Origin of the sequence: Thermus thermamylovorans, assembly GCF_004307015.1 — a bacterium.
GTDB classification, from domain to species: domain Bacteria; phylum Deinococcota; class Deinococci; order Deinococcales; family Thermaceae; genus Thermus; species Thermus thermamylovorans.
Genome location: NZ_SIJL01000019.1, coordinates 1 through 26,545 on the forward strand (window position 1 = coordinate 1; position 26,545 = coordinate 26,545).

Below are 26,545 nucleotides of genomic sequence, written 5' to 3' on the forward strand. Positions count from 1 at the left end.
GGTTAGCCCCAGGGTAGCAGGGGAATACCGCCCGTGGAGCCCAGGAGGGCCTCACCCACGCCCCTCGGCGTCACCACGAGGGGAGAGAACCCTTTGGGAGAGGCGGAGGAGAGGGGGAAAGAGAAGGGAGGCCAGGAGGAAAACGCTCCCAAAGGCCACGAAGGCCCCCCTGGGCCCCAGGAGGTCCCCAAGCCCCCCGCCCAAGGGGGAGCCCAGGACCCGGGCCGTCTGGGTGAGGACGTTGACGTAGGCAAAGAGGCCCACCAGGGTCTCCGGGGGGGCAAGCCGCTGGAGGAAGGTCCGGAAGGCGATCCGGGCCACGGAAACCCCCGCCCCCGAGACCAAAGACCCGAGGAGGAGGTGGGGGTAAGGGAGGAGGCCGTTCCCCAGGTTGCCCAGGCCCAGGAGGCCAAGCCCCCCGAGGAGGCCAAGGACCGGGGGGAGGGAGACGCGGGTAAGGGCCTGGGCCACAAGGAAGCCCCCCAGGCTAAAGCCCGCCCAGGCGATACCTAGCCCCTCGGGCCGCTTGAGGTCGTGGAAGAGAAGAGCGGTGAGGACCCCGCCCCCCGTGAGGGCCAGGGCAGGGAGAAGGGCAGGTAGAGCAACGGGGAGGAGAACACCCAAGGGTACACCCCCAAAGGCCTTCCGCCTCCCTTCGGAAGGGCCTAGGGGAGGAGGGGCCTTCAGGCCCAGGAGGAGGACCAGGGCCACCCCCAGAGGAAGGGCGAAGAGGGGAAGGGCGTAGGGCCCCAGGCGGTCCACGGCAAAGCCCCCTATGAGGGGGGCCAGGACCAGGCCCAAGGTATTGGCCATTTCCCAGCGGGCGTTGGCCTGGGACAGGGCCTCCTTAGGGAAGAGGCGGGGCAGGGCGCTTCCCAGTAAAACGCCGTAGATGGCCAGAGCAGCCGTAAGGAAGAGGAAGAGGGCGAGCAAGGCGGCGTAAAGGAGAAGAAAGGTGCTAAGGCCAGGGCTTCCCAGGGCGAGGAGGGCCGCTACCCCAAGGCCAAAGGCGAGGAGGCGGAGCACCATTTGGGGCCTGGTCTCAAGCCAGGATTGGAGGAGAAAGGGGGTCAGGATGCTCGCTAAGGCTTGAACCAGGGTGAGGACCGAAGTTTGTAGCCCCGAGGCTCCCGCTTCCAGGAACCGCCATAGGCCCGCCACCACCAGGCCCTGGCCGGTCAGGGTTAGAAGGAAGGCGAGGAGGAAGAAGGAGAAGGTACCCGAGGGCGGAGTTAAATCCTTAGCCATGCTGGGACGCTGAGCCATCAGCTAGAGGGATTTCGCTGGTGTAATTGGGGATAGTCCGAATGTCCACGGCATCAAAGAAGTTCGGTTGAACAGGTATTTTCCGTAGCTCTTGCAGTAGAGGCGAATTCTCCCAAATGTCGGCTAAAGTGCTCGTTAGAAGGTTGCCGAAGAACGAATACCTGGGCCGCCACTCACGCAATTTGGCAGAAACGTAGACATTACCCCTCGGATCTACGCGAAGAGCACGATTACCCCTAGAGGTAAGCCATATCTGATCGCGGGCCGGGTTTTCCGATCTAAGTTCTCTACCCCCTTTTCGGATATTCACCTGCGTACTCACCTCACGCCACCACCNAGTTCTCTAGAAAGCTTATACCACAGCCTTTGGTGGGGCTTAATCGCACCTAATCTAACCATGTCCATGTATTCCCCTACAGCGAAGTCCCACTCTTCCTGGCTAAGAACGAGATGATTCAAGCTTGCCCCGCGCCCTGCGGGATACATGGGCGCAATCCCATACATAGCGTTGTTTTGTGTTGCGATTTCACCTATCTTTCTAATCTCAGTGTAGTTCTTCTTGTGAACTACCGTGAAGACAGCCAGAGGGATACCGGCTTTGGCAATGAGACTTATCTGCCGCAAGGTAGTCTTAAATCCCCCCTTACCCCGAAGCAAATCGTGGCTATCCGGACTAGATCCGTCTAAAGTGGTACCCACGAAGTTCAGATTTTTTGTGGACGCAATCTTATCTAAGTCGCTATCTCGCAACACGGACAAGTCGGTGTTAACTTGAACGCTAAACCCTAGCTCGTCCGCTAGGCGGATGATCTCCAATCCATCTGGCCTACTCAGTGGATCACCTCCTGTGAATTCAAGGTAGAAGACCCCTTCCTTTCTTATGGAATCCAAGATATATCCCCACTCATCGAAAGTCAGCTCTTCCCGAAGAGGTATTTTGGGTTCAGGGCCGGATTCGTATGCACAGTATGCACAACGCCTATAGCACCTATTCGTGAGCTCGATTTCCATGGATAGAGGCCTATAGTACCGGTCATCGGAGAAGTGTTGATCGTCTAGGAACAAAGCTTTAGATTCCAGCCCTTCTTGAGAAGGGCGAAGGTATCCCTCGGCAATCAAGTAAAGGATTAAATGCCCCGCTGCCTCTACAAATCCCTTGGTAATTTCACTTAAGCCTCCTTCTTTGAGAACTTGCTTGAGGGCCAGCGATGGCCTAGTAGCAACTACAAAGGATCTAACAAGGTCGAAGGCTTCCTGATTGAGAAAAATGCCCCTCTTAAAGCCGTAGAGTATTCCCCCGAACCGCTCTCTGCGTAGGACAACGCTAGCGTCGCTGGCAAGGACAAGGGGCACGTCTTCGACCCAAAGCCTTTCGTATTCCGAGCCTAATCCTTCTTCGAGGTCCTCCTCGTAAGCCAATATAAAATTGCCTGTATCAATGGCAACCATCAGGAAATCATGCTGCTGGCCTACGACCTTTGGAAGTTGTAAACCCCTCTCGTGCATTTCTTCCACCCCCTTACGGGTTAGCCCCAGGGTAGCAGGGGGGAGGTTACGTCCAGGTTACGTGGAAGCTCTTCCCAACGATGGCCCCTGCGTAACCTCGCGTAACCTTGGACTCCCCGCGTAACCTCCCCCTTGGCACCCTGGAAGCATGAGGCACAGGTGGCCTTGGGTTCTCCTCGTGGGATGGCTTCTCCTGGCCCTTCTAAGAGGCCCTGGTCCCGCCCCTTCCCTGGCCTGCTGGAGTCCCGACTGCTTCCCTCCCGGTTCGCACCCCGTACTCCCGGCGAAGCCGCTCCACCCGGGCCCGGGCGATGGGGTAGCGGGGATCCTCGGGGGATAGCCTCTCCAGGAGGGCCTCCCAGACCTCCAGGTCCTCTTTCAGGCGCTCGGCCAGGAGGAAGAGGTTCTCCGTGTCCCCTTGGGCCAACACCGCCTGCCTCAGGGCCTCCTCCAGCTCCAGGCGGAGTTCCTCCACCCCCGGGGCCTGGCTCCAGGGAAGGAGGGGGCCTTGGTAGAGGGCCAGGGCCTCCTCCAGATTCCCCCGGGAGAGGGCTCTGAGGAAGGCCCTGAGGTCCGATGGGGGAGGGTTTTCCAGGCGGTAAGGGGAACAGGCGATGCGGAAGCCCTTCTCCCGCAGGCGGTGGAGGAGGGCCTTCAGGGCCCCCGGGTTGGGCTCCCCGTAAAGCGCCTCCCCCAGGGCCTCTCCCGACAGGCCTGCCTCGCGGGCGAGGAGGAGGGCCAGGGCCTCGGTGCCCCTGGGGCCCAGGGAGGGGAGGGGGCCTCTCCCGAGGAAGCGAAGGAGGGGGGTTTCGGCCTCTCCCAAAAGGAGGGCCCGGGCCTCCGGGCGCAGGCCGGGGGCAAGCCCCGGGGCCAGGGGGGTTTCCACCTCCACCCCGAGGGCCTTTAGGCGGGCCTCGGCCAGGAGGGCGTAGGGGGCCCCGTCCTCCCGCAAAAGGCCATGGGCGGCGAGGAGGCAGGCCTCATCCCCCTCCCCAAGCCCCCGGGCGAGGAGGTAGAAGCCCCAGGGCCAGCCCTCCCGGGGGAGGAAGGCCTTAGCCCCTTCCAGGAGGAGCCGGACCTCGGGGGGGTCCAGGGCCAGGGCCCCAAGGACGAGGAAGTTCGCAAGGCTTAGCGGCTCCAGGAGGGGGAGGAGGCCCCGGAGGAGGTTTTTGGCCCGCCTTGGGCTTCCCCGGAAGAGGTGAGTAAGGGCCAGGGTGTGCCCCGCCAGCATCCGCACCCCGGGGAAGGGGTGGGGCAGGAAGGGTTCGGCCTCTTCCAGGACCTCCGGGAGAGGCTTGGTGCCGAAGAAGAGCTCCAGGCGCAGGTGGTGGAGGATGGTCCAAGGGGAGGGGTCCTTGAGGCGGGCGAGGGCGGCGTGGGCCAGGGCCTCGGGCCGGCCCAGGCGCTCCAGGGCCACGGCCAGGGCCAGGTGGAGCCGAGCCTCCCCCTTGGCGTCCCCCCGGAAGCGGCGGAGGGCCTCCTCCAGGGCCAGGGCCCCCGCCTTTGGGGGTAGGGCCAGGCCCAGGTGGTAGAGGGTGAAGGGGGTCTGGGCCCTTCGGGCGGCCTCCAGGGCCAGGGTGCGGTAGGCCCGAAGGTCCCCCTTCCGCCCCTCAAGAAAGCCCAGGAGGGCCAGGCGCTCGGCCTCCAGGAGGCCTTCTTGGGGGGTTTGGAGGAGGGCTTCCGCCTCCCGGTCCCTGCCCTCCTCCAGGAGGCGGAGGGGGTGGGGTTCCATGGGGCCAGTCTACTCGTTTGCCGTCCACCTGGCCCTGCGGTGGGCACCCTGGGCCTTCCTCGGTGGTGTCTTGACTGCATTCCCTCTTTGACCCCTCTCATGTGTCTAAGACCGAGGGCCTGGGGGCCTAGCGGCCCCACGGGAAGCGGCGAAGGAGGTAGACGATGCCTCTAAAGGAAAGGCTCTTCCAGACCCTGGGCAAGCTGGAGAAGGCCAAGGCGCTCCTCGGGAAGGTCCACCCCGTGGCGGGGATGGAGGGGCTCTTCGTGGTGGAGAGCGAGAGCCAGCCGAGGAAGCGCTACCTCGTGGACCTCGAGGCCGAGACCTGCACCTGCCCGGCCTACGCCCAGGGGAAGACCCGGCCCTGCAAGCACCAGGTGGCCGTGGTCCTCTCCCTCTGGCTCCGGGAGAAGCGGAGGGCTCAGGTGGAGACGCGGGCGGCGGAGCGCCCGGTGGCCTAGGCGGAAGAAGGGCAGGGGGGCGGGGAAGACCCGCCCCTCGTCTTCGTTTGGAGGGAAGCATGTGGAGGCTTGTCGGGCACTTGGCGGGTTGGGGGAACGTTCTGGCCGCCCTGTGGCTCCTCTTCCGGTGGCAGGAGGGGGCCCCTTCGCCCCTGGCCTGGGGCGTCCCGGTCCTGCTCCTCGCCCAAGGGGCCTTCGTCTTCGCCCGCTTGAGGAGGGCGGCATGAGCCTTCGCGCCAAGCTTCAGGCCCTGGCCCTCGAGGCCATCCGCAAAGATCGGTCCTTCCGGGCGCCCTTCCACCCCGGGGCCTTCCCCCGGGAGCGGCGGGAACGGCGGGCGAGGCGAGCCCTGAAGGGGAGGAGGCCGTGGTAGAGCTCCTTCTGCTCCTCGGCCTTCTGGTGGGCCCCTTCCTCGCCCTCGTTCTCCTGGTGGGGCTCCTCGAGGAGACGGGCCTCGTGGCCAGGCCCGGAGAGGAAGACCCCGAGCGCTACCGGTGGCTCCGGGACCTCTTTGGGGAGGAGAGCCAGGGGGCAGAGGCCCCACGGGAATGAGCGGGAGGTGGAGCGGTGTTTTTGTACCTGAAGAGCTCAGTACACGTCAAAACGTGGGACCACCCCTTTAGGATGGACCTGCGCCCACGTGGATGGGCAGGTACCCATAGGAGGTGGTCCCCATGGAACAGCTTACCCCACTCATCAACGCCTTGAAGCGATACTGGAAGGCCGACCTCAGGCGCCTCACCTTCCTGGCCGCCCTGGTGATGGCTCTGGTCACCGCCCGCACCACAAGCGGCCCCAGACTCGCTCTTTCCCTCGGCTCCATAGCCAGCCCTGACCCCCGCTCCGCCTACCGAAGGTTCCAGCGGTTCTTGGCCTGGCCGGGGCTGGACGGGGAGGGCTATGCCCGCTTCATCTTCGCCCTCCTCCGACCCCAAGGGCTCCTCCTGGTCATGGACCGGACCGAGTGGGAGCTGGGGAAGAGCAAGGTCAACCTCCTGATGCTGGCCTTCCTGTACCAAGGCCTGGCCGTCCCCCTGTTCTGGAGCTTCCTTCCCCACGACGGCAACTCCTCCACCCCCGAACGCATCGCCCTGATGGAGAGGGCCTTGGCTTTCCTGAGGGCCCACTTCCCCCACCTCCGGGTGGAGGGGTTCCTGGCGGATCGGGAGTTCATAGGGGAGGCGTGGTTCCGGTACCTGGAGGAGAAGGGCATCCCCCGGTGCATCCTAATCAAGGCCAACACCCGGATGTGGCGGTTGGGCTCGGGCCCTCGGGCCTGGGAGCTCTTTGCCTCCCTGAAGGTGGGAGAGAGCCGGGTGCCCAGGCGGCGGTACTGGGTCTACGGGCGGCGCATGTGGGTGGTGGGGTTGCGCCTTGGGGTCCGGGAGTGGCTGATTGTGGCTACGGACCTGGACCCTCACCGGGTGCTGGAGGTGTACGGGCTCAGGTGGGGGATAGAGCGGCTCTTTGGGGCCCTGAAGGGGCGGGGATTTGACCTGGAGGCCACGCACGTGACGCGGGGGGAGAGGCTTTCGCGGCTTTTGGTCCCCTTGAGCCTGGCCTTCGTGTGGGCGTTTCGGACGGGGCTTGTGCTGCACCGGGTGCGTCCGGTGAGGCCCAAGAAGCACGGGAGGCTGGGACAGAGCCTCTTCCGGGCGGGGCTGGACCTGCTCACCCTTTGGGCGCTTGCCCTCTGGGGTGCAGGGGGAGGAAGGCGCGGAAGTCCCTTGGGGTTATGCCCTATGGAGGTTTTGACGTGTACATAGCCTGAAGAGCCAGAGCAAGCTCCTGAACCTGGAGCGGGTGGTGGAGGTGCGCCTCGAGGGGAGCGCCCTGGTCTTTCTCCTGGACCACGGCGCGGTGCGGGTGGACTTCCCCACGCCGGAGGAGGCCAGGGGGGCCCTCGAGGCCTTGATGGTGGAGCTCATCTTCAAAAAGAGGATGATCCCCCTCCGGCAGAAGTAGAGGGCCTGGGGGGCTGAAGCCCCCCCAGACGGAGAGGCCTATGGAAGTCCTTCAAGTCGTCCTGGCTGTCCTGGACTTCGCCGTCCTCGCCGTGGAAGCCCTGGCCCTGACCGTGGCCCTCGCCCTCTACCTGATCTACAGGGAGGAGGCCCCCTGAAAGGGCCGAGGTAGGAAGCCCGGGGAAGGAGGGGGTTGTCTTAGCTACACACCCACCCCCTCCTCCCCCTCCCGTGTAGCTAAGACGGACGAAGGGCTTGGGGGGCCAAAGCCCCCCCGGAAGGAAGCGAAGGAGGTGAAGGATGACGGTAGCGGAAGCGATTGCCAGGCTCACCCGGCCCCTCACGGCGGAGGAGATCGAGTGGAAGGTGATCAGCACCAAGAACGGGCAGACCACCATCGCCCCCTTCATCGACGCCCGGGCGGTGATGGCCCGCCTGGATGAGGCCTTCGGGCCCTTCGGGTGGCAGGTGCGCTACACCCCGGCCCAGGTGGGGGACGAGCACGGGGTCATCGCCAGCATCGCCATCAAGAACCCCGAGACCGGGGAGTGGGTAGAGAAGCAGGACGGCTCCGGGGCCACGGACATGGAGCCCTTCAAGGGGGGCATCTCCGGGGCGCTCAAGCGGGCGGCGGTGGCGTGGGGCATCGGCAGGGAGCTCTACCGCTACCCCCGGGTGGTGATTGAAGGGGAGCACCGCTACATCCCCTTCAAGGTCCTGGAGAGGTTGAAGGGCCTCCCGGACGCGGTGGCGGCGGGGAAGCCCCTCCCTGAGGTGGTGCGGCTCAACGCCAACGGGGAGACGGTGAAGCGGTAGGCGAGGGAGGGCCGGGGGGTGGGAGGGCCCACCCCTCGGTCTCCCTTTGGAGGTGGAGGATGCTCACGGCAGAGAGGACCAAGGTAGAAGCCTCGAGGCTCAAGGAGGCGCTGAAGCGCTTGACCCCTCCCCGGTACGGCCCGGACTACGTGAGCTTTGACGGGGCGAGGGTGTGGTCCACGGGCCCCGGCGGGGTGGAGGTGGAGGCCCGGGTGGGGGAGGGAAGCTTCCCCCCCGTGGCCCTCCCCCGCAGGCCCCTCCTGGGGCTCCTGGAGGAGGTGGAGGGGGAGGTGGAGGTGGCCCTCCTGGAGGGGCGGCTCCTGGTGCGGGGAGGCCCCCTCCGGGCGGAGCTCCACACCGCTCCTCCCTTCTCCCTGGCCGTCCTGGAGGAGGAGGGGGAGGAGATCTTCCGAGCCGGGGAAGACTTCCTGAAGGCCCTGAGGAGCGCCCTCGCCCTGGGCAGGCGCCTCACCAGCTACCAGGCCAAGGTCCTGGTGGAGGTGGAGGAGCCCCGGGTGCGGGTGGCGGCCACGGACGGGTACCGCCTGCACCTCTACACCGTGAGGGCCGAGGTCTTCCGGGAAGGGGCCTATCCCCTCCCGGCGCAGGCGGAGGAGGCCCTGAAGGGCCTGGAGGGGGAGGTGTCCTTCCGCCTGGCCTGGGACGGGAGGGCCCTGGTGGCCGTGGCCCGGGACGGGCGGGCGGGCCTGCCCCTCGCGGACGGAGGCTTTCCTCCCTACCGGGGCGTCCTTCCCCAGGTGCCCCCCGTGGGCCGGATCGGGGCGGAAAGGAAGAACCTCCTCGAGGCGCTGAAGCGGGCCCTGGTGGTGGCCGCCCCCCAGAACCACCCCGTGCGCCTCCAGGCGGGCGGGGGCGAGGTGCGGGTGCAGGCCCTGGACGAGGCCTGGGCCCCCGTCTCCGAGGAGGTCCTGCCCGGGGAAGGGGACGGCGAGGTGACGGTGGACGGGCGCTTCCTGAAGGAGGCCCTGGAGGAGGTGGAGGGGGAGGAGGCCGACCTCGCCCTCTACCCCGGCCCCAGGGCGCCCCTGGTGGAGGTGAGGGATGGGCGCTTCTACGCCCTCATCGCCGGACTCCTGCCTCCCCAAAACACCGGAGGCCAGGGCTAACCGGGTAGTCCGGGGGCTCCTGGAAGAGGCCTTCTTCGGCCTTCCCTTCCTGGGGAGCCGCCTCCTCCAGGAGCTCCTCTCGGGCAGAGAGGGGAGGAAGGCGGAGGCGCTCGTCCTCGCCCGGCTACGAAAGGACCCCTACCTCGCCACGACCGTCCTCCCCCTCCCCCTTCCCCCCGGGTGGAGGGAGGCGGCGGAGGAGGGGGCGAGGGGGGACCCGAGGGTGCCCCTCTTCCCGGAGCTTCTGGCGGCGTGAGGGCTTGGGGGGGCTAAAGCCCCCCCCGGGAAAAGGAGGGAGGTGAAGATGCGGGTACTGATCCGCTACAAGGGCGAGAAGCGGTTCAAGGTCCTGGAGGCCCACGGCCTGGAGTGCACCCCCTACCCCGAGGCGGGCCGGGTGGTGGTGGAGCTCCACACGCCCATCGGGAGCGTGGTCCTGGAGGCGGAGGGGGACGTGAAGGAACTGGCGAAGACCATCCTGAACGACCTCCTCTCCGAGGACCAGTTCGTGACCCAGGTGGTGGTGAATGACGTGGTGCGCGAGCGGTGGAGGTGAGCATGCTTGAGCTTGAGAACGAGGTGAGGCAGGCATTCGGGCGGTACCGGAAGGCCCTGGAGGAGGCCCTCGAGGCCACCCTGGAGCGGGCCCAGGCGAAGGAGGCCCTGGAGGCCCGCATCGCCCAAGGCCTCCTCTCCGGGGAGGTCCAGGGCAAGAACGCCGAGGAGCGGGAGGCCAAGGCCCGCGCCCTCTACGCCGAGCTCTACCGGGCCTTGGCCGAGGCCGAGGAGCGCTACCAGAGGGCCAAGGCGGAGTTGGAGATCGCCCGGGCCTACACGGAGGAGGTGGGCCTCCTCGTGCGCCTGGTCTCGGAGGGGGTGCGGTTGTGAGCCGGGCCCTGACCCTCGCCTTGGTCCAGCTGGAGGTGGAGCTCCTCGCCGCCCTCCGGGCCCTGGAGGAGAGGGACGAAAAGGCGGTGGAGGCCTTCCTGGTGGCCGCCCACATCTCCCTCCTGGAGCTCAAGGACACCCTCCTCATCAAGGGGCTTCTGGTGGAGGAAGAGGATGGCCCCAAGGGAGCTCTTCCCGTGGATGGGGCTTAGGGAGCGGGTCCTCCTCGTCCTCTACTACGAGGGGCCGAAGGACCTGAAGGCCCTGGCCCTCGAGCTCGCCGAGCGGCCCCGGACCCTCCGCTACCTTTTGGAGCGGGTCATCCCCGCCCTGGAGAGGGCGGGGGCCCTGGTGGTGGAGGACGGGGTGGCCCGGCTCAGCCTGGAGAAGGCCCCGCCCGCCGAGCGCCAGGCTCCCGCCGAGCCCAAGGCCAAGCGGAGCAAGAGGAAGGAGCCGAGCCCCGTCCAGGCCCTGGCGGAGGCCAACCCCCACGTGCGGGGGCTCCTCCTCCAGGTGGGGAAGCGCCTTCCCAAGGAGGCCCAGCCCCTGGCCGCCTCCCACCCTGGGGTGCTCCTCCGGGCGGCGGAGGCGGCCCTGGCCTACCCCGAGGGGCGGCGGGCCAGCGCCCTCATCCTCTGGCTCCCCGAGGTCAGGGCCTGGGCCAAGACCCTCGGGGCGGAGGCGGTGGAGGAGGCCCTACGGGAGGCGGCCAAGCACGCCCGGGAGCCCTTCCCCTACGCCAAGAAGCTCCTCGCCAAAGCCAGACCCTCACCGGACGAGGAGCGGGGAGAGGTCCTGCTCTTCTAGAAGCTTTGCAGGCACAAGTGGTGGCACAACCGGTGGCACAAGTGTGTCAAGGAGGCTTCTAGACGGGGTTTTCGGGAAAAGGAGGCGAGGGAGTGGACCGGAGCAAGGTGGAGGAAATCCTGAAGACCTTGAAGGCGCGGGGGGTGGAGCACGACCCGGGGCTTCCCCCTTGCCCTCTGTGCGGGGCGCCCGCCCTCCGGGGGTACGATTTCCGGGCCCCCCACCGCATCGAGCACGATTGCGAGTGCGCCTACCGGGAGCCGGAGAGGTACCTGGCCGAGGTGGGGAGGGTCTGGCGGCGGTGGTATTGGAGCCGGGTCTACCGGGAAAGCCTCCCCCCCGCCTACCGGGGCTACCTGGAGAGGCCCTGGGAGGGGAGGCGGGAGGTCCTCGAGGCCGTGGTGGGGTGGCAGAGGGAAGGGGGCGTGCTCTACCTCTTCGGCCCCCCGGGAACGGGCAAGACCCACCTGGCGGTGCGGGCGGCCTGGGGCAAGGCCCAGGAGGGGAAGCGGGCCCTCTTCCTCTCCGAGTGGGAGTTCTACGAGCGGGCCCGCCTCGAGGCCCAAGACCCCGAGGCCCCGAGGCTTCTGGACCAGGTGGACGTCCTGGTCCTGGACGACCTGGGCAAGGCCCGGCTCACCCCCTTCGCCGCCGAGGTCCTCTTCGGCCTGGTGGAGGCGGCCCACCGGAAAAGCCTGGACCTTCTCCTCACCTCCAACTACCCCCCCGAGGAAGCGGCGAGGCGGCTTGGGGAGAACGCCGAGGCCCTTCTCTCCCGGGTGGGGCGGGCCGTGGAGGTGCGGGGGCCGGACCGGAGGCGGAAGGCGGGCTAGGGGAGGGGTGGAGGGCATGCGCGAAAGCTTTCTTTCGCGCAAATAGGAAGGGAGAAGGCCTCAAAAGCGCCCTCCCCAAGCCCTCTCAGGGCCCGGGGGCCTAGCGGCCCCACGGGAGGGGGTAGGAGGCAAGGAAAGCATGAAAGCGGTGCTTATCATCTTAAAAAACGGCAAGCTCGTGCGGCGGGAGCGGCGCTTCCCCGACTGGAAGGCCTACGAAGCCTTCCTCGAGGCCCTGGCCCGGGGGCGGTGGGCGAGGACCTACCGCTCGGGGGCCTACCTCGAAGCGAAGCGGCAGGGCCTCTACCTGGAGGTCTTGGGGAGGGAGGAAGGATGAGGCGGGTGGTCATCCGCTTCGCGGACGGCACCACCACGAGCTTCGACCTCGTGGAGGAACGCCTGGAGCGGGACCTCCGGCACCACCTGGGCTTCTTCCCCGGCAAGAGGGTGGCCCGGGTAGAGGAGCAGATCTACGACCCCACCCACCCTCGGAGGTTCCGGTACGAGCGGCGGGAGGACCTCGAGGCCCTCTGTCTTAGCTACACGAAGGAAAGATAGGTATGGAGTTCGCGCGAGTCCTCAAGCAGGCAGAAGAGCGGCTACGCTTCCTGGGCGAGCCCCACTACTCCGGCCTCTCCGACCGCCCCTGGCCCATGGTGCCCTGGGAGGGGCGGATGGTGCGGCTCGCCCGGGAGATGCGGACGGACGGCTGGAGCGTGTGGTACGAGGTCCTGGGCCGGAAGGGGGTGGTCCTCTACGCCCTCGAGGCCCGCGTGTAAGGCGGTGAAAGGCCCTTCGGGGCATAGTGGGAGGTGAGGATGAACGCAAAAGCGATCCTGCAGATGGCGGAAAGGCTGGCGCAGAAGGGCGACACGGGGGCCCTCAAGCTCCTGGTGCGCCAGGCGAGCCTGCCCCTGCTCGCCGAGGCGATGCTGGGGTGGACCATCGGGAGGAAGGCGCAACCCTTCCTGGAGAAGGTGATCCCCCTGGAGGTCCTGCAGGAGCTCCAGGCGAGACCCGCTCTGGGAAACCATGTGAACGTGGACCTCGCCGAGGACACGGCCATCTCCTTCCCCTGGAGCGAGGAGAGGATGGAGCACGTGCTCTCTTGGCTTGCTCCCGAGCCCTGGAGCTATGACCGGATCAACCACTACGCCTACCGCTACCTGCCCCTCGGGGTGGTCTTCTTCTACAACGGCCTCCACTCCGGGGCGGTGGGCGTCCTCAAGCGCGAGGGACAGCTACAGGCGAAGGAGGTGGACCTGGGGCCCCTCTACGAAGCGGGCCTCAGGATCGAGTGGCGGCGCAAAGGCCTCTTCAACGGGGAAGAGGTGCCCCACGCCGTCCTCGGAAGCCTGGCGAAGCCCATCCCCGAGGTGAACCACGCCATGCTCCTCGCCCTCGGAGAGGTGCTTCACAGGCACGGGATCTGCCTTTAGGAGGTGCGAAGATGCGGTTCTGGCTTCTTCTCGCCCTCCTCCCCCTCCTCGCCGCCTGTGGGGAGCTCCCCGGGGCGGGGACGGAGGGGGAGTACCAGCTCTTGAACGCCGAGGAGCTCAGGATGCGGATCACCGCCTGGAACGGGACGCCCTTCCAGGGCACCCTCAGGGTGCTCACCCGGGAGGCGCCCGTGGTGGACGGGCGGGTCTACCTCTCCCTCCGGGGCCTCGTCCCCACCCCCGACCCCTACCTGGACACGGACCCCTGGTGCACGGGCACCCAGGTCCAGGTGGCCTGGTGGAACGGGCGGAACGAGGTCAGGGGCGGGCTCTTCTACCCCGACGGCCTCGAGGCCCGCCTGGTCCTCCTTCCCCGGGCCCTCCCCTACCCCTACCCCGCCGAGGAATACTGGGCCCTGGTCTACACGGGAGAGGGGGTGGTGAAGAAGGGCCTCCAGGCGTGCGGGGGGAGGCAGGTCCAGTACGACCTGGAGCTCTCCCCCGGATGGAACCTGGTCTACGCCGAGCCACCCACCCCGGAGCACGCCGCTTGGGTGTACGGCAGGCGGGAAGCCTACTGGAAGGTGTCGTGGTACTGAGGCCGGGGCAGTCCCGGTCCCTTCCTGTCTTAGCTACAAGGCAGGTAAACTTCAGGGGAGTGTGTAGCTAAGATGCCCTCGGAAGCCCTCGCCAAGGCCCTCGCCCGCTTAGAGGCGGAGCTCGCCGACCTCGAGGCCCGCCTGGAGGAGGAGCGCAAGGCCCTGGAGGCCCTCTCCCCCCTCCCCATCTACTGGCGGCGGGTCAGGTGCGGGAAGGAGCGTTGCCGGAAGTGCCCCCACGGGCCCTACCCTTACCTCAAGGTGAAGAAAGGGGGCCGGTGGCGGTGGAAGTACCTGGGCAAGGGGTGGCAACCGCCCGAGGGCTTCGTCCGGCCCCGGGAGTTCCTGGAGGCCCTGGCCCGCTACCGGGCCCTTCTAAGGCGGCGGGAAGCCCTCCTGGAGCGCCTGGCGGAGGCGGAGCGGGCCCTTAGCTAAGCACACATTGCTATAATGCGGTATTATGCGCCGCATCATGTTGCCACTTCTCTCCTTCCTGGGCCTCGCCCTCGCCCAGGGCACCACCTGCTCGGTGAGCTACACCCCTCCTAACTACCCGGAACTTCCCGTGGGGAGGCCCCAGGTCTACCTCACCGTCTCCCCCACCGCCCTGGCCTCCCCCGGCTCCTTCACCGTGCGGGCCTGGACCTCCTCCCCTTCCACCACGGCCTGGGTGCGCATTCGGTGGACGAGGAGCGAACTCGCCCTCGGAAACGTGGAGCCGTGGAACCCCATTTACACCCTCCTCTCCCCCAACCCGGTCCAGGGGTGCCCCGAGGTTCAGGTGTCCACCCGAAGCCTCTCCTTCCGGGACAACGGCTTCCACCACTTCACGGCGGAGGCCTTCGTCTACTGGAAGGAGTGGCGGGAGGACTGGTCCTGCAAGTACCGGGACTCCCAGGGTGAAGAGCAGACGACCACGGTGACCACCTCTGGGGGCGCGCCGGGGTCTCCCTACTACGCCTGCACCCTCCTCCGGGGCTACTGGGTGCCCCTGAGCGGGACGATCTCCACCTCGGGGCGGGGGGCGGCCTACCTCACCTGGGAGCGGGAGCTCTCCTACGACCAGGTCCTCCAGGAGTTCGCCCACCGTCTGGTGGAGGACCACAAGCAGGCGGGGGCCTCCATGCTCGCCTACGCCTACGCCAAGGAGGTCCCGGAGCCCGTGCGGAGCGCCCTCGCTCAGGTGGCCCGGGGGTACTTCTACGAATGCGGCCTGCTCGGGATCTGTAAGAGGGCGGACCCGGCGGGGGAGATCAAGGTCCTCACGGACGTCCCCAGCATCCTCTACGGCCTCCTCTACACCGGGAGGCTTTGCGGGGGGTTCATCACCTTCTGCTTCGGCCAGCAGAACGCCCGGGGCGCGGACATCGGCCCCAAGGTGGAGATCAAGACCTTCCTCATGGTCAAGGGGTTTCGGCACGACTACCTCCTCCTGGACCGCCTCATCCCCCGGAAGTACTACGACCCCTCGGACCCCGAGTACGGGGCGGTGCCTGAGGACGAGCGGAACCAGGTCCTCCAGGGGTGCCAGACCTACAAGGACACCCCGGAGGGGAGGCGGTGCCTGGCCCTGGCGGAGACCCCCACGGGCCTGGTGCCCACCCTGAAGACCCTCCTCATGATTGACCCCATGTTTCAGAGGGGGAGGCAGTACCCGTAGGAGGTGCTGGATGTGGTGGCGGTACGCTCTCGGCGCGGGTTTCGGACTGGTCCTGGCCCACACCTACGGGCCGGGGTGGTTCCTCTTGGGCGTAGGGTGGGCCTTCGTGCTGGACCTCGTGGACGCTTTGGGGGTGCGGCGTGAGAAGGCTTAGCCCTCTCCTTCTCCTCTCCACCCTCGCCCTGGCCCAGGTGGGCCTCCTGGACGGCCCCCGTCCCTCCACGGAGGTGCGGGGGACGCTCCAGGGGAACGCCCGGGAGGGGTACAGGGTGGTGGTGGAGTTTTTGGTGGAGAGCGGGGCCAACCCGGTGCAGGGCTCCATGAACCAGAGCCTTTGGTGGAACGGGAGGCTCTACCTCTGCGTCTCCGGGTGCGACCACTTCACCCTTTCGGGGTACGCCCCGAACACTCCCTACAACCAGGCGGTCTTCAACCTCTACGACTCCCAGAACCGCCTCCGGGGGCGGGCCTCGGTGAGCACGGTCTACGACTTCCTAGGCCGCCCCTCCTACCACCAGGTGCAGTACGCCGTCTGGCCCCTCCAGGGGGCCAAGACCTGGATGCCCTCCCCGGACAACCCGGTGCCCCTGGAGGCGGGGGGGTGGCTTTCCGTGAGGCCTCCCGGGGGAAGCGCCAGGGAGCGGTACCGCTATCCCGGGATGGAGTCCTACCGGCCCCCTTCGGTCCAGGGGTCCATCCTCTCGGGGATCTCCCCGGCGGACCGGGACGTGGTGAAAAAGAGCATCCTCTCCTCCATGGCCGACCTGAGAAGCTTCTACGCCCGCCAGCCCCGGGGGAGCACCCTCTGGTTCTTCGTCCCCGAGGTCTCCGTGTGGACCCAGACCCTGGCCCAGGAGTTCCGGGCGCGAAACGGAGGGCGGGAGCGCTTCGTGGTCCCGGAGGGGACGGCGAGGAGCTACTGCTCCCTCTACCGGAACGACTCCCGCTTCCACGTGATGCCCCGGGAAAGCCTCGCCAAGGAGCAGTCCTTCGCCGTCATCTACCCGCCCTCCGGGGACACCCAGAAGGGGGCGGTGATGGCGGGGCGCTACCTGGTGGACCGCCCGGACTGGCAGGAGACGGACTACCTCTCCTTCACCACGCCCCTCTCTCCCACTCAGGAGGGGCTTCCCGAGGCCCGGGCTCTGGTGTGGGGGTACATCTCTCAGGCGAACCTGAAGGCCCGGGTGGAGTTCAAGGAGTGGACCCTTTCGTCCTGGGCCAACCTCTCCTTCACCCTTGACCAGGAGGCCTCCTGGGACGGGGTCTTCTCCCGGGACGCGGGCCGGGGGGAGGAGTCCTTCTACCTGGACGGCTTCCCCGACGGGTCCAGTCCCTACACCGTGCGGGACACCGCCGGGCGAGATAGGGGGACGGCCCAGGTGGTGGCGAACAAGGAGCTCGTGGGGTACGAACTGGACCAGAACGCGGGAGCTTCCTTTGACACCGGGGTTTGGGCCAACGAGATCAACGGGCTCCGGTTTGGCGTGTGGGTGAAGGGTAAGTACGAATACTTCACCGCCTACGACTGCTCCTGGACGAAGCGGGTGGAGCTTACGAACATCTACGCCTGCAAATACAAGGACGACCAGGGGCGATACCGGGGAAGCGGGGCCATCGGCGCTTGGTGGCGCTACCGCCACGTGACGGGGACCGTCTACCCCCTGGTGCCCCAGTACGAGGTCAAGGGGTACAGCGTCTATGTGTCCCTCAAGGGGTGGCAGGAGACCTGGTACTACGCCAGCGACAACGACCGCCCCGTGGAGCCCGGGGGATACGTGACGGCGGAGGGGAAGCGGTACCGGGTCCCCGGCCTCGAGGGCTACCTCCTCCCCACGGGGAAGGACCTGGAGGTGGCCGAGGGCGACCCCTACGTGAGCTACATCACCCGCTCCATCTCGCCCCAGGGGAACCCCCTCGCCGGGACGGGGCGGGAGGAGGCCAAGGTGTGGTTCAAGCCCCTCAGGGACTGGTGCGCGGAAAGGGGGTTGTGAGATGCGGTGGGTTTGGGCGCTCTTCCTCTTCTCCCTGGCCCTGGCCCAGGGGCCTACCTACGAGGACTGGACCAAGTACCTGCTCTCCGCCCCGGACTACCGCTTGGAGCAGGTCCTGAAGGGGAAGTGGCCCTACCTGGAGGTGTTGAGGAAGGACCGCTTCCGGGACTACCAGAAGGGAAGGTGCGACCCCACCCAGGGTCAGGACTGCTCCGGGAGGCTTCCCTGGGCCGAGGCCCAGAGCCACGAGTTCTACCTCCCCCTCTCCAGCCTCGAGGCCACCCGGGAGGTGGCGCGGGACCTGAGGAAGGCGTGGCAACGCTTTGAGGAGCGCTACTACTGGAGGGTCATCACCGAGCTCAACAACCCCGCCTTCTGGTTCGCCTACTGCCTCGCCGGGGTGAAGGGGCCGGAGCTAAATCCTCCTCTCCCCGAGTTCAAGCTCATGGTGCCCTCCGAGGGGGTGGACACGGCCTTCCTTCAGGCCGCCACCCGCTCCACCCCCCTGGACCTGGGGAAGTGGGCCTCGGCGGGGCTCCACAAGCTGGACAAGTACCTCCCCGTGCCCCAGGTGGACCCGAAGGAGTTCTGCGACGGCCTCGGGATGCAGATCCTGCCCCTCATGTATATCCCGGGGTTCAAGGTCCTGGTCCAGGGGTACGAGGTCTTCCGCACCCCGGGCTATCCCTCCCGGCCCTTCTGGTTCAACGAGGCGGAGGCGAACGCCCGGGTGGAGCGGGCGATGCAGAAGGCCCTCACGGACTACTACGCCGATTACCTGAAGGAGGTCTCCCAGATCCTCCTCACCCCGAGGCCTTCCACCCCCCAGGACCTCCTCTCCCTCCTCCCCAGGGACTTCCGGAGCCTGGGGAGCCCCAAGGCCTACCTCCCCGTGCCCTGGCAGGGCCACCTCCTTGGGGCGGGGAGCGTGGTGGCCCCGGTCTACACCCAGCTCTTCCCCACGGACCTCACCGCCCTCTGGGACCAGGTGCAGGCCATCTGGAACACCTACAAGGGGCTCATCGACCGGGCGGGGACGGAGGTGGAGAAGGCGTACCTCTACGTGCACTTCTACCGCTCGGCCAAGACCCTCTTTGACTCCCGGGCCTTCCTGGGCCTTCCAGGGGTGGACACCCTGAAGGGGAACCTGGAGAACCTGGTGAACGCCCCCTTGAGGGCCCTCACCGGGGCGATCCCCGCCCTCAAGGGGTGCGCGGGGGACCTGGACCGGGTGGTCTCGTGCGCGGCCACGGCCCTCATGACCCTGGACGAGGTGGTGAAGGCCAAGGGGGAGGTGGAAAAGCTCACCGGGGGGAAGCCCCAGGATGAGCCCCTGAAGGCGAAGGAAGCCCCGGGCCTCTGGAAGTTTGAGGAGGCCAAGCGGTGGCTCCCCCCTTCCTCCCTCCCCGTCTACGAGGCCTTTGGCTACGCCACCTTCTTCCAGGGCACGAGCTTCCTGGAGGTGACCACGGTCCCCGACATCCGCAATGTGGACCTCTCCCAGGTGAACCTGGGGAACTGGATGGGGTGGGCCTGGAGCCAGCTCTTCCGCCTGGTGGTCTACTGGCACGTGCCCCTCACCATCGACATCCGGGTGGAATACTGCCCCCCTTGCGTCATCGCCTACCCCTCGCTTCCCCTGGAAGGCCCGGCGCAACCCCTGGGGGTGCCCCCCTATGTGCTTCCCTTCGCCCTGGAGCGGACGCATTGGCGCTGGGTCTCCGTGCCCGAGGGGTACGAGGTGCCGGGGGTGCGGGGAGCCCCCTACACCCTGGTCTCGGACCTTTCGGCCTACGCCCTGGACCTGAGGGCGCTCTATCGGCCCCTCCTCGGGAGGTGAGGCGTGAAGCGGTGGATGGCTCTTTTTGCGGTGGCTCTGGTTCCCGCCCTCGCCCAGTTTGACTGGCTCTCCAACCTGGACTGGGGCGGGATCAGCAACAACCTGAACAAGGTCAGCCAGGTGCTCTCGTGCGACCCCAGTAGCCTCACCCGGCTGGACTTCTCCCAGCCCTCCCTGGTCCTTCGGGGGGTGTACCGGGTGACGAAGTGCGTCCTGTGCACCACCCTCAAGATGTGCGGCCTCCCGGACGACATGCTCTACCCCGCCTCCTGGGGGGAGATTCAGGGCGCTCTTTCCCGGGGCCAGGAGGTGATGGTGGTGGGTTCGGGGGCCGGGGTGGAGGCTTTGGCCCGCTACCTCGGGCTCATCCTGCACGGAGGGGGGTGCCAGAACATCTCCTACGGGGGGGTGCCCATCTACACCTGCCCGCCGGGAGGGATACGGATTCCTAAAGCGTACATCGTCACGGACGGGAAGACGGCGAGAAAGCTGGAGGCGGAGCTGAAGGAGGCGGTGAAGGAAGGCCTCCTCAAGGTGGTGGCCGTGGGGGGTGAGCGGGATGCCCCGGAGCTCTCCGGGGTCATCCTGGGTCTGCCCATCCTTTGGGCCGGGGGAAAGGGCTACCTCTTCGCCCCCGGATACAGCACCCCGGACCGCTGGCTCTGGCTCACCCCGGACGGCCCCGTCTCCAACAAAGTGGCCCTGGTGATGCGCCTAGCCACGAGCTACGTGGTGAGCGCCTCGAGGAGGCAGGAGGAGGTGAAGTGACTTGGGGGCTTCGCCCCACGGGAGAAGGCGTATGCGGACGGATCTCGCGGAGTTCTGGCGGATCGTGGAGGAGGCTAGCGTGGTGAAGGTGGACGGTACCGGGCAATACTACCTGGTGCGCCATCCCGAGCTCGGGTGGCGGCTCTACCAGCGGGGGATTGAGGCGGCCTTTCTCCTCGCCGAGGGGGAGGAGGCGCTTTTCTGGGCCCCGGAGTTCCGGGTGCCGTTGCCGGAGGTGGCGTGATGGCGTGCCCCATGTGCGGCGGAACGGGGCGCATCACGATCCGCCTCCCCGATGGCCGGGAGCTGGAGACGGCCTGCCTGGAGTGCCTGGACCGGGAGGCGGAGGACTTTGAGGAGGAGGAAGATGAAGAGGGCGTCTTCGTTCCCTGGGAAGTGCTGGACCTCCTCATGGAGCGCGAGGACGATGAGGGGTACTGGATCCCCTAGGGCCCTTCTCTTCGCCCTCGCCCTCCTCCTCCCCGCCCTGGCCCAGGGCTTACCCCAGGTGCGGGAGCTCTCCGAGCGGGAGCTCTACTGGTTCCTGGCGAACCGGACCCAGGAGGTGGTGGCCGTGGGGCTTCCCCCGGCCTCCCTGGGGGAGGCCCTGAAGGAGAAGCGCCTCACCCTGGTCCTGGGGCGGGAGGCGCCTCCTCCCTGGGCCCGGGGGGCGAAGGTGGTGCGCCTCGGGGGGACGCCCATGGCCGGGTGGTTCCTCCTGGCGGACGGACGGTTCTTCGTGGCCCCCAAGGGGGCGGCCTTCGTGGTGGTGGAAAGCCCGGAGGTGGTGGCGGTTCTCCGGGGGTACTTCGCTGTGGCTTGGGGGAAGTAAATGCGGGTTCTCCGGTTTGACGGAAGCCAGAAGCGGCGGGTCTACGAGACGCCCATGGGGGACGGGTGGGTCCAGGAGTGGCCCACGGGGCGGTGCCGGGCCTGGTGGGAGGGCCCCGGAGGGGAGCGGGAGGACCTCGGGGACTTCCCCAGCCTGGAGGAGGCCTACGAGGCCCTCGAGGCGGCCTTCGCCCGGCGGGTAGCGGAGGTGGGCCTGGATGAGGAGGACCTGGAGCCTCCTTTTTAGCCTGCTCCTTTTGACGGGGTGCGCCCTCGAGGCCCCCCTCCTCCGGCTCTCCCTGGGCCAGGAGAAGGTGCGGGCTCGGGAGGGGGAGACGGCCACCCTCCCGGCGCGGGTGGAGGCCAGGGGGCTCAGGGCCCGCCTCTTCGTGGAGGGCCTTCCCCCAGGGATGACCCCTCCTCCCCTGGAGGTGGAGGGTAAGAGGGAGCTCTCCCTCGCCATCCCCGCCCGGGAGGTCGGGACCTGGGAGGCCCGGGTGGTGGCCGAGGGCGGGGGGATGCGGCGGGAGGCCCCCTTCCGCCTGGTGGTGGAGAGCGCTTCCTCCCAGGATCTCTACCTCGAGGGCGCGGTCTACGTGGGGGAGGCGGAAGCCGCGCCCCAGGCGGCGGGCGTCCTCCGCTACTGCCCCACGGGGTGCTCCGGGAGGCCCCTGGGCGGGGGCTGGTACCGGGCGGAGGGGCTTCAGCCTCTGGCCTCAAGGACGGAAGGCCTCCCCGACCGCCCCGTGCGGGCCCAGGGGGGCGAGGCCGAGCCCCTCTTCCCCGAGGAGTGGAACCTCCCCCTGGCCCGCTTCCCCGAGGCCTGGGCCGAGGCCACGGGGGAGGGGGTGGTGGTGGCGGTGGTGGACACCGGGGTCCTCCCCGGCCACCCCGACCTCGAGGGCGTCCTCCTTCCGGGGCTGGACCTCGTGGACGGGGACACCGACCCCACGGAGCCCAGCACGGGAAGCCCCCTCCAGACCTTCCACGGGAGCCACGTCTCCGGGGTCCTGGCGGCGGCCTGGAACGGGGTGGGGATGGCGGGGGCCTCCCAGGCCCACATCCTCCCCATCCGCCTCCTCACCCCCGAGGGGACGGGGCGGGAGAGCGACCTGATCCTCGCCCTCCGGTGGGCGGCGGGGATCCCCGTGCCGGGGCTTCCCCCAAACCCCCACCCGGCCCAGGTGGTGAACCTCTCCTTAAGCGGGGAAGGCCCCTGCTCCCCCGCTTTGCAGGAGGCCCTGGACGAGGTGAGGGCCCGGGGCGTCCTGGTGGTGGCGGCGGCGGGGAACTACGGGCGGGACTTCCGGGACTACTTCCCCGGGAACTGCCGGGGGGTCCTCACCGTGGGGGCGGTGGGGTCCGACGGGAGGCTCGCCTCCTACTCCAACCGCTCCGCCCCCCTCCTCGCCCCCGGGGGGGACGGGGCTTCCGGGGTCCTGGGCCCCACCCTGGGGGGACACCGCCTCCTCAAGGGGACGAGCCAGGCGGCCCCCCACGTCTCGGCGGCCCTGGCCCTCCTTCGCTCCCGGGGGGCGGCCTCCCCTGAGGCCCTGGAGGGGGCCCTCCTCGCGGGGAGCAGGTCCACCCCGGAGGGGAGGCTTCTAGACGCCTTCGCCGCCCTGAAGGCCCTGGAAGGGGGCGGGGTGGCCTTGCGGGTGGAGGGCCGCCTGGCCCTGAGGCCCGGGGAGGAGGGGAGCCTTCCCGTGGAGGTCCTAAGCCCCTACCCGGTCCCCGTGCGGGTGGCGGCGGAAGGGGGGCTTGCCGCCTACCTCGCCCCGAACCCCGCCCAGGGCACGGCCTACCTCCGGGTGCGGGCGCCCACGGGGACGGCCCCCGGGACCTACCGGGTGCGCCTGGAAGGGGGTGGGGCCTGGGCCACGGCGGAGGTCCAGGTGGAGGCCCTTCCCGCCCGGGTGGTGCTCTCCGCCTGCTCCGAGGGGGGCGCTTGCCGGAGCCTCGCCCTGCCCCCGGAAGGGGGGCCCTTCCGCCTCGAGGGCCTCTCCCCCGGAACCTACCGCCTCCTCGCCTTCCTGGACCGGGACGGGGACGGGGCCCTGGACCCGGAGGAGCCCCGGGGGGAGGCGGAGGCCGTGGCCCCGGCCCGGGGCCTGGTCCTGGTGGTGCGCTGAGGATACTCTTTTTTCCTCCTTTACTTTTTTGGGCAACTCCCCCAACCCACCACCCCACCACCACGCACGGGGAAAGGGCCCTTTTTCCCCTTCAAGGTGCGAGGAGTGGCGTGGGGAGTGGCGTGGGGAGTGGCGTGGGGAGGGGAAAGGGGGCGGGGAGAAGGAGGGAAGAAGGAAGCGCAGCGAGGAGGTGCGGCCCCGNGGGAAAGGGGGCGGGGAGAAGGAGGGAAGAAGGAAGCGCAGCGAGGAGGTGCGGCCCCGTACCCCCTGGTGCGGGAGGGGGGTTGGGAGTAAGATGGAGGGGAAGATGCCGGAAGGTTTGGGCCTCCCCCTGGAACCCTGGGACTACCCGGAGGAAAGGAAGAGGATCGTGGGCGAGGCCCTGGAGCGCTGGGACGACCGGGCCCTGGAGGAGGCGGTCTGGGCCTACCTGGTCCGCCACCGCAAGAAGCCCGACCGCCTGGTCCCCGAGGAGGTGGGCCGCTTCGTCCGCTGGCTGGCCCTCCAGGGGCGGCGGTGGCCCCATCTGGAGGCGGGGGACCTCCGGGCCTTCCTCCTGGAGGCCAAGGACCGGGGCTTCCCCGGCGGGCCCCGGGGGCCTCTCGCCTGGCTCACCGTGGAGCGGGCCCGGCGGGCGCTTCGCCACCTCTGGCCCTTCCTGGACTGGGCGGGGCATCCCCTGCCCCCCCACGTGGAGTATCCCCCGAGGCTGGGGCCCCTGGTCCACGAGCCCTCTCCCCTCTCCGAGGAGGAGTGGCAGGCCCTCTGGCGGCGGGTGGAGGAGTACACCCCCGCCCACTGGCGGCCCCTCCTGAAGGTCCTCCTGGTCCTCTTGGGGGAGGTGGGCCTCACCCTGAAGGAGGCGGTGGGCCTGTGGAGGAATGATCTCCAGGGGAAGACGTTGTTGGTGCGGGGGGAAAGGCTAAGGGAGGTGCCCCTCACCCCCCTGGCCCAGGAGGTGCTGGAGGGGTGGCTCCCCTTGCGGGACTACCTGGCCAGCCACCAGCCCCTCCCCTACCCCAACCTCCTCCTGAACCCGAGCGCCCGCAAGGCCAAGGGGCGGCCCCTGGACCTGGAGGGGGCCAAGTGGCTCATGAAGGAGTTCACCCTCTTCGCCGGGTACGGGCCCCGGGAGGGGCGGCGCACGGACCTGGCCCACCGCCTGAGGTGGCGGGCCATACGCAACTACCTGAAGGCAGGCTACCCCAGGGAGAAGGTGGCCTACTGGACGGGGATGCGGAGCTTGATGCTCAGGGGGTGGGAGGGGTAGGAGGACAAGACCCTAAAGTGCCCGAGGCCGCCTGATCCGCAAGGCCTTTAAAATAACTCGCCCCAGAAAAGCACTTTGCAGACCCACCCAGGTTTTCGGCCAATGCGCGCAAGTAAGGCTCAAAGGTCTTTCCAGAAAGATCGAGAATTTGGCAGAGGTGCTCGGGGGGTCTGGCCAGCAGGGACTCTATGGATTTAATCCGCTCTAGGGGCAAAACATAGGCGTAAAGACCGTAGAGGGGACGTACCCTTTGGGCTCCCAACTGAGGTTTCAGGGCAAGCAAGCCCAGGACAAACTCACCTTCCATGTAGATCGCCAAGGCACCGCTCGGGCTGGAGGGAGAAGCGTACTGTGCAGCCTCTTCTCTGACCGCTGGAGGCAGGTGAATCCACGTAAGGGCAGGATCCACGAAGAGCAAGTTATAGAGGTGCCACCCCAAGGGATCGCACCAGCTTGCGTATTTTGCCTCGAAGAATGCGTAGGTGTGCGTGTAAAAGTAATCTCTCAACCAGGGCAGGACATTCCTAGGATTCTGCTCCACCCTTGTCTGGAAAGCGAGATCCAAGATCAGCTTCAAGTACGCTGCCCTCCGATGGAAGTGGGCCAGCATCCCCAAGTGGTGCACCGAAAGGAGCAGGGGATAGAGTCGTAAGGCTTCAGCAGAAGAACTCCACGAGGTAACAAAGTAAGGCGGTATAGCAGCCCGACCCAAGCTCTCCAAAGCCCGCTGCACCAGGAGAGCGTACTTGTCCTCGCGGTCCGCAACGATGAGCTCCCCAAGGCCCCGGAGAAGGGGTTGGGTCAGCTCTTCCACCTGCTTGAGAACCTGCCACCATTCGCCTGGATCCCCAGAGAGATGCCAGGGCAGATTGGTTAGCCCTTCCCGCAAACGGGCCACCTCACGGAATAGGGCTTCTTCTACGGGATCCATCTTGAACAAACGCATGGACCGGGCGACTTCCTCCAAGGAACCTCCTGGACTTAACGCCAAATGGGACAGACCACCCTGGATTTCCGCAGAAGAAGGGGCTTCGCCCGCAAAGAGGCTCTCTAGTCCCTTCTGCATCAAAAGCTTTTGGAGAATGCTCCAGGACCCCTCGAGGGCCTCGAGGCGCCTCTTAAGGTCCGCAAGCTTACTTTCCAGGGGCTCCACCGCTCCTCTGACGGCCTTGCGCAAAAATCTGGCGTAGTCTTCTGCCCCCGCGAGCTGGCTTGTAGAGACTTTACGAACATAAACAGCGTGTTTTTGCACATCAGGACCGTCTTTAAGCATTACATGAGGCTGTTCGTAGCTAGGGTAAATGAGAATAACCCAGAAGGGTTTGCCTTCGCGTTCAAAGCGGTACAAACCTAGGTTAGGCAGGGGGTAGATGTAGTTTTGGAGCCTCTGAATAAGGCAATCCTTGACCTTTTCCTCCTCTTCTGGTGGGCAGTTGTGTTCTCTCCAGTCGTCGTAGCCTGTGATATCCCCGTTCACCGCCCCGACGATGACAAAACCAAAGTCGCGAAGGTCCGAATCCTGGTAGTAAGTGGCCTGGGGGTCGTCGGTGTTGGCGATCGCTGCAATCTCCTTGGCCAATTTGGCGATGTCGGTGGGTTCTCGCTTGAAATCCACCTTGGACATCTCCCCTTGGCCCAATAAGTGCAAAACCTCCTGAAACACCCGATCCCTGAACGAGATCTCGCCACCGGCCTCCTGTGCGGTGGAAATAGAGGTATCCTGCATAGTTTTTGTTCTCCTTATGTCAAAGGAGTCTACTCAGCAGCAGTAAAGCTGTCAAGAGGAGAGCCCCTAGGGCGACCGCACGCCACACTCCGAGAGCCTGCCGCAAACGGGCCACCTCCTGGAATAGGACTCCGGGCTCGCCTTCCAGCTTTCTCAGCTGCTCCTTGAGGCGGTCTGCCTCTTGCCTAAGAGCTCTGTTCTCGTCTTGGGCCTTGTGGAGCAAGTCAGCCAGGGTGGCCTTTTCCTTAGCCTCCCGCATCTCCCGTTCTACCATCTTCACCACCTCGCCCAAGAAGCTCCCAAAAGCGGAAGGCGTAGGGAAGGCTTCATCGGCCAGGGTCTCCACCCAAAGGGTGTTGGCCGCGTGGCCCAAGGCCACCACCACGGGTTTTGGGCAGGTGGCCACCGCTTCCCAGACCTCTGGGCTGTCCAGGGCCTCCAGGCCCTCCCCACCGCCCCGCACCAGAGCCACCAGGTGGTATTCGCTCTGGCCGAGATCCTTCAGGACTTTGGCCACCCCCCAAGGGTCCAGGAGGTTCACCCGCTTTTGGTCCATGCGGTAGCGCCCCCGGGCCCCTTGAAGGAGGGCTTCCACGTCCTTGTCCACAATGGCGGTCTCCCCCACCACTAGAACGATGGAGGGCATCTCCCCCTTGCGGAGGAGTTCTAGAAGAAGGGCGCGGACGTCCCGCTTGGGTATGGTGCGCTTTGGAAGGCGCACCTCGCGGGCTTGGGTCAGGTCCCCCTCCTCTTGCAGAGCTTCCACCCGAAAAACCATCCGAGGCATATCTCCATTCATGGAAAGCTCAGGGGTTACAGAAAGGGTGTATATGCGCGCCTCCTCCAACGGGACACCCAAAGGCAGGTCGTGTCAAGAGTTATGTGT

37 protein-coding genes are annotated in these 26,545 nt (G+C 67.3%); 31 read left to right on the top strand and 6 right to left on the bottom strand.

Features of this window, described 5'->3' with window-relative positions; genetic code table 11:
• Positions 1 to 51: 51 nt before the first annotated feature.
• From ETP66_RS10405 to ETP66_RS10415, 4 genes are all read right to left on the bottom strand, one after another.
• Positions 52 to 1,248, bottom strand: coding sequence for an MFS transporter (locus ETP66_RS10405; protein WP_003043751.1), 1,197 nt, complete (start codon positions 1,246 to 1,248; stop codon positions 52 to 54).
• Positions 1,241 to 1,588, bottom strand: a complete 348-nt coding sequence (locus tag ETP66_RS12300; RefSeq protein ID WP_330848627.1) for an SPASM domain-containing protein — start codon at positions 1,586 to 1,588, stop codon at positions 1,241 to 1,243. Before ETP66_RS12300 ends, ETP66_RS10405 begins: the two co-directional genes overlap by 8 nt.
• Complete coding sequence (locus tag ETP66_RS10410; RefSeq protein ID WP_236630317.1) at positions 1,585 to 2,772, bottom strand: radical SAM protein; 1,188 nt, start codon at positions 2,770 to 2,772, stop codon at positions 1,585 to 1,587. The genes ETP66_RS12300 and ETP66_RS10410 overlap by 4 nt, the downstream gene beginning before the upstream one ends.
• 202 nt (positions 2,773 to 2,974) lie before the next feature.
• On the bottom strand, positions 2,975 to 4,504 hold the full coding sequence (locus tag ETP66_RS10415) for a hypothetical protein (protein ID WP_236630299.1): 1,530 nt from the start codon (positions 4,502 to 4,504) through the stop codon (positions 2,975 to 2,977).
• A 164-nt stretch (positions 4,505 to 4,668) separates the two neighbouring features.
• On the opposite strand from ETP66_RS10415, the gene ETP66_RS10420 reads away from it, so the two are divergent.
• From ETP66_RS10420 to ETP66_RS10550, 31 genes are all read left to right on the top strand, one after another.
• Positions 4,669 to 4,965, top strand: a complete 297-nt coding sequence (locus ETP66_RS10420; protein ID WP_038043746.1) for an SWIM zinc finger family protein — start codon at positions 4,669 to 4,671, stop codon at positions 4,963 to 4,965.
• 59 nt (positions 4,966 to 5,024) lie between these two features.
• On the top strand, positions 5,025 to 5,192 hold the full coding sequence (locus tag ETP66_RS12010) for a hypothetical protein (protein WP_201738526.1): 168 nt from the start codon (positions 5,025 to 5,027) through the stop codon (positions 5,190 to 5,192).
• A complete protein-coding gene (locus tag ETP66_RS12015) occupies positions 5,189 to 5,338 on the top strand; it encodes a hypothetical protein (protein ID WP_200883384.1) in 150 nt (49 codons plus the stop codon). Before ETP66_RS12010 ends, ETP66_RS12015 begins: the two co-directional genes overlap by 4 nt.
• Complete coding sequence (locus tag ETP66_RS10425; RefSeq protein WP_014511372.1) at positions 5,332 to 5,517, top strand: hypothetical protein; 186 nt, start codon at positions 5,332 to 5,334, stop codon at positions 5,515 to 5,517. The genes ETP66_RS12015 and ETP66_RS10425 overlap by 7 nt, the downstream gene beginning before the upstream one ends.
• A gap of 122 nt (positions 5,518 to 5,639) precedes the next feature.
• Positions 5,640 to 6,731, top strand: coding sequence for an IS4 family transposase (locus ETP66_RS10430; RefSeq protein WP_130842551.1), 1,092 nt, complete (start codon positions 5,640 to 5,642; stop codon positions 6,729 to 6,731).
• 37 nt (positions 6,732 to 6,768) lie between these two features.
• Positions 6,769 to 6,930 carry a hypothetical protein gene (locus tag ETP66_RS11945; protein ID WP_161569079.1) on the top strand — a complete coding sequence of 54 codons (162 nt, stop codon included), beginning with the start codon at positions 6,769 to 6,771 and terminating at the stop codon, positions 6,928 to 6,930.
• 299 nt (positions 6,931 to 7,229) lie between these two features.
• Positions 7,230 to 7,745, top strand: a complete 516-nt coding sequence (locus ETP66_RS10435) for a Rad52/Rad22 family DNA repair protein (RefSeq protein WP_014632228.1) — start codon at positions 7,230 to 7,232, stop codon at positions 7,743 to 7,745.
• A gap of 59 nt (positions 7,746 to 7,804) precedes the next feature.
• A complete protein-coding gene (locus ETP66_RS12465) occupies positions 7,805 to 8,872 on the top strand; it encodes a beta clamp domain-containing protein (RefSeq protein ID WP_130842552.1) in 1,068 nt (355 codons plus the stop codon).
• Positions 8,808 to 9,128 carry a hypothetical protein gene (locus ETP66_RS10445; protein ID WP_093008337.1) on the top strand — a complete coding sequence of 107 codons (321 nt, stop codon included), beginning with the start codon at positions 8,808 to 8,810 and terminating at the stop codon, positions 9,126 to 9,128. Before ETP66_RS12465 ends, ETP66_RS10445 begins: the two co-directional genes overlap by 65 nt.
• Before the next feature lie 48 nt (positions 9,129 to 9,176).
• The gene (locus ETP66_RS10450; RefSeq protein ID WP_130842553.1) at positions 9,177 to 9,428 is read left to right on the top strand and encodes a hypothetical protein; all 252 of its coding nucleotides are present in this window, start codon (positions 9,177 to 9,179) and stop codon (positions 9,426 to 9,428) included.
• A gap of 2 nt (positions 9,429 to 9,430) precedes the next feature.
• The gene (locus ETP66_RS10455) at positions 9,431 to 9,760 is read left to right on the top strand and encodes a hypothetical protein (protein WP_130842554.1); all 330 of its coding nucleotides are present in this window, start codon (positions 9,431 to 9,433) and stop codon (positions 9,758 to 9,760) included.
• On the top strand, positions 9,757 to 9,972 hold the full coding sequence (locus ETP66_RS10460; protein ID WP_039457888.1) for a hypothetical protein: 216 nt from the start codon (positions 9,757 to 9,759) through the stop codon (positions 9,970 to 9,972). Before ETP66_RS10455 ends, ETP66_RS10460 begins: the two co-directional genes overlap by 4 nt.
• Positions 9,935 to 10,567, top strand: coding sequence for a hypothetical protein (locus ETP66_RS10465; protein WP_130842555.1), 633 nt, complete (start codon positions 9,935 to 9,937; stop codon positions 10,565 to 10,567). The genes ETP66_RS10460 and ETP66_RS10465 overlap by 38 nt, the downstream gene beginning before the upstream one ends.
• Before the next feature lie 92 nt (positions 10,568 to 10,659).
• Complete coding sequence (locus ETP66_RS10470; RefSeq protein ID WP_130842556.1) at positions 10,660 to 11,400, top strand: ATP-binding protein; 741 nt, start codon at positions 10,660 to 10,662, stop codon at positions 11,398 to 11,400.
• A 139-nt stretch (positions 11,401 to 11,539) separates the two neighbouring features.
• On the top strand, positions 11,540 to 11,737 hold the full coding sequence (locus ETP66_RS10475) for a hypothetical protein (RefSeq protein ID WP_126177624.1): 198 nt from the start codon (positions 11,540 to 11,542) through the stop codon (positions 11,735 to 11,737).
• Complete coding sequence (locus tag ETP66_RS10480; protein ID WP_126177623.1) at positions 11,734 to 11,958, top strand: hypothetical protein; 225 nt, start codon at positions 11,734 to 11,736, stop codon at positions 11,956 to 11,958. Before ETP66_RS10475 ends, ETP66_RS10480 begins: the two co-directional genes overlap by 4 nt.
• A gap of 2 nt (positions 11,959 to 11,960) precedes the next feature.
• The gene (locus tag ETP66_RS10485) at positions 11,961 to 12,179 is read left to right on the top strand and encodes a hypothetical protein (protein ID WP_130842557.1); all 219 of its coding nucleotides are present in this window, start codon (positions 11,961 to 11,963) and stop codon (positions 12,177 to 12,179) included.
• Between the two features lie 39 nt (positions 12,180 to 12,218).
• A complete protein-coding gene (locus ETP66_RS10490) occupies positions 12,219 to 12,839 on the top strand; it encodes a DUF6710 family protein (protein ID WP_130842558.1) in 621 nt (206 codons plus the stop codon).
• A gap of 11 nt (positions 12,840 to 12,850) precedes the next feature.
• The gene (locus ETP66_RS10495; RefSeq protein ID WP_130842559.1) at positions 12,851 to 13,438 is read left to right on the top strand and encodes a hypothetical protein; all 588 of its coding nucleotides are present in this window, start codon (positions 12,851 to 12,853) and stop codon (positions 13,436 to 13,438) included.
• A 72-nt stretch (positions 13,439 to 13,510) separates the two neighbouring features.
• Entirely contained in the window at positions 13,511 to 13,873 is a 363-nt protein-coding gene (locus ETP66_RS10500) for a DUF6788 family protein (RefSeq protein WP_130842560.1), read from the top strand.
• A gap of 25 nt (positions 13,874 to 13,898) precedes the next feature.
• Positions 13,899 to 15,098 (top strand): hypothetical protein, encoded by a 1,200-nt coding sequence (locus ETP66_RS10505; RefSeq protein ID WP_130842561.1) that lies wholly within the window; start codon positions 13,899 to 13,901, stop codon positions 15,096 to 15,098.
• 10 nt (positions 15,099 to 15,108) lie between these two features.
• Complete coding sequence (locus ETP66_RS12020; protein WP_167817026.1) at positions 15,109 to 15,252, top strand: hypothetical protein; 144 nt, start codon at positions 15,109 to 15,111, stop codon at positions 15,250 to 15,252.
• Complete coding sequence (locus ETP66_RS10510) at positions 15,239 to 17,092, top strand: hypothetical protein (protein WP_130842562.1); 1,854 nt, start codon at positions 15,239 to 15,241, stop codon at positions 17,090 to 17,092. Before ETP66_RS12020 ends, ETP66_RS10510 begins: the two co-directional genes overlap by 14 nt.
• Before the next feature lies 1 nt (position 17,093).
• On the top strand, positions 17,094 to 18,932 hold the full coding sequence (locus ETP66_RS10515; protein ID WP_130842563.1) for a hypothetical protein: 1,839 nt from the start codon (positions 17,094 to 17,096) through the stop codon (positions 18,930 to 18,932).
• 15 nt (positions 18,933 to 18,947) lie between these two features.
• A complete protein-coding gene (locus ETP66_RS10520; RefSeq protein ID WP_130842567.1) occupies positions 18,948 to 19,700 on the top strand; it encodes a hypothetical protein in 753 nt (250 codons plus the stop codon).
• A 31-nt stretch (positions 19,701 to 19,731) separates the two neighbouring features.
• Positions 19,732 to 19,944, top strand: coding sequence for a hypothetical protein (locus tag ETP66_RS10525; RefSeq protein WP_014632262.1), 213 nt, complete (start codon positions 19,732 to 19,734; stop codon positions 19,942 to 19,944).
• Entirely contained in the window at positions 19,944 to 20,150 is a 207-nt protein-coding gene (locus ETP66_RS10530; RefSeq protein ID WP_124105490.1) for a hypothetical protein, read from the top strand. Before ETP66_RS10525 ends, ETP66_RS10530 begins: the two co-directional genes overlap by 1 nt.
• On the top strand, positions 20,128 to 20,532 hold the full coding sequence (locus ETP66_RS10535; RefSeq protein ID WP_014632264.1) for a hypothetical protein: 405 nt from the start codon (positions 20,128 to 20,130) through the stop codon (positions 20,530 to 20,532). The genes ETP66_RS10530 and ETP66_RS10535 overlap by 23 nt, the downstream gene beginning before the upstream one ends.
• Entirely contained in the window at positions 20,533 to 20,778 is a 246-nt protein-coding gene (locus ETP66_RS10540) for a hypothetical protein (protein ID WP_014632265.1), read from the top strand.
• Positions 20,750 to 22,663, top strand: coding sequence for a S8 family serine peptidase (locus ETP66_RS12470; RefSeq protein ID WP_130842564.1), 1,914 nt, complete (start codon positions 20,750 to 20,752; stop codon positions 22,661 to 22,663). Before ETP66_RS10540 ends, ETP66_RS12470 begins: the two co-directional genes overlap by 29 nt.
• Before the next feature lie 307 nt (positions 22,664 to 22,970).
• The gene (locus ETP66_RS10550; protein ID WP_126177810.1) at positions 22,971 to 23,933 is read left to right on the top strand and encodes a site-specific integrase; all 963 of its coding nucleotides are present in this window, start codon (positions 22,971 to 22,973) and stop codon (positions 23,931 to 23,933) included.
• Here the strand turns inward: ETP66_RS10550 and ETP66_RS10555 are convergent.
• Both ETP66_RS10555 and ETP66_RS10560 read right to left on the bottom strand, forming a co-directional pair.
• Positions 23,914 to 25,659: an AlbA family DNA-binding domain-containing protein gene (locus ETP66_RS10555; protein WP_130842565.1), complete on the bottom strand. Its 1,746-nt coding sequence runs from the start codon at positions 25,657 to 25,659 to the stop codon at positions 23,914 to 23,916. The two genes, ETP66_RS10550 and ETP66_RS10555, sit on opposite strands and share 20 nt — an antisense overlap.
• A 19-nt stretch (positions 25,660 to 25,678) precedes the next feature.
• On the bottom strand, positions 25,679 to 26,446 hold the full coding sequence (locus ETP66_RS10560) for an exodeoxyribonuclease VII large subunit (RefSeq protein WP_236630313.1): 768 nt from the start codon (positions 26,444 to 26,446) through the stop codon (positions 25,679 to 25,681).
• Positions 26,447 to 26,545 lie beyond the last annotated feature (99 nt).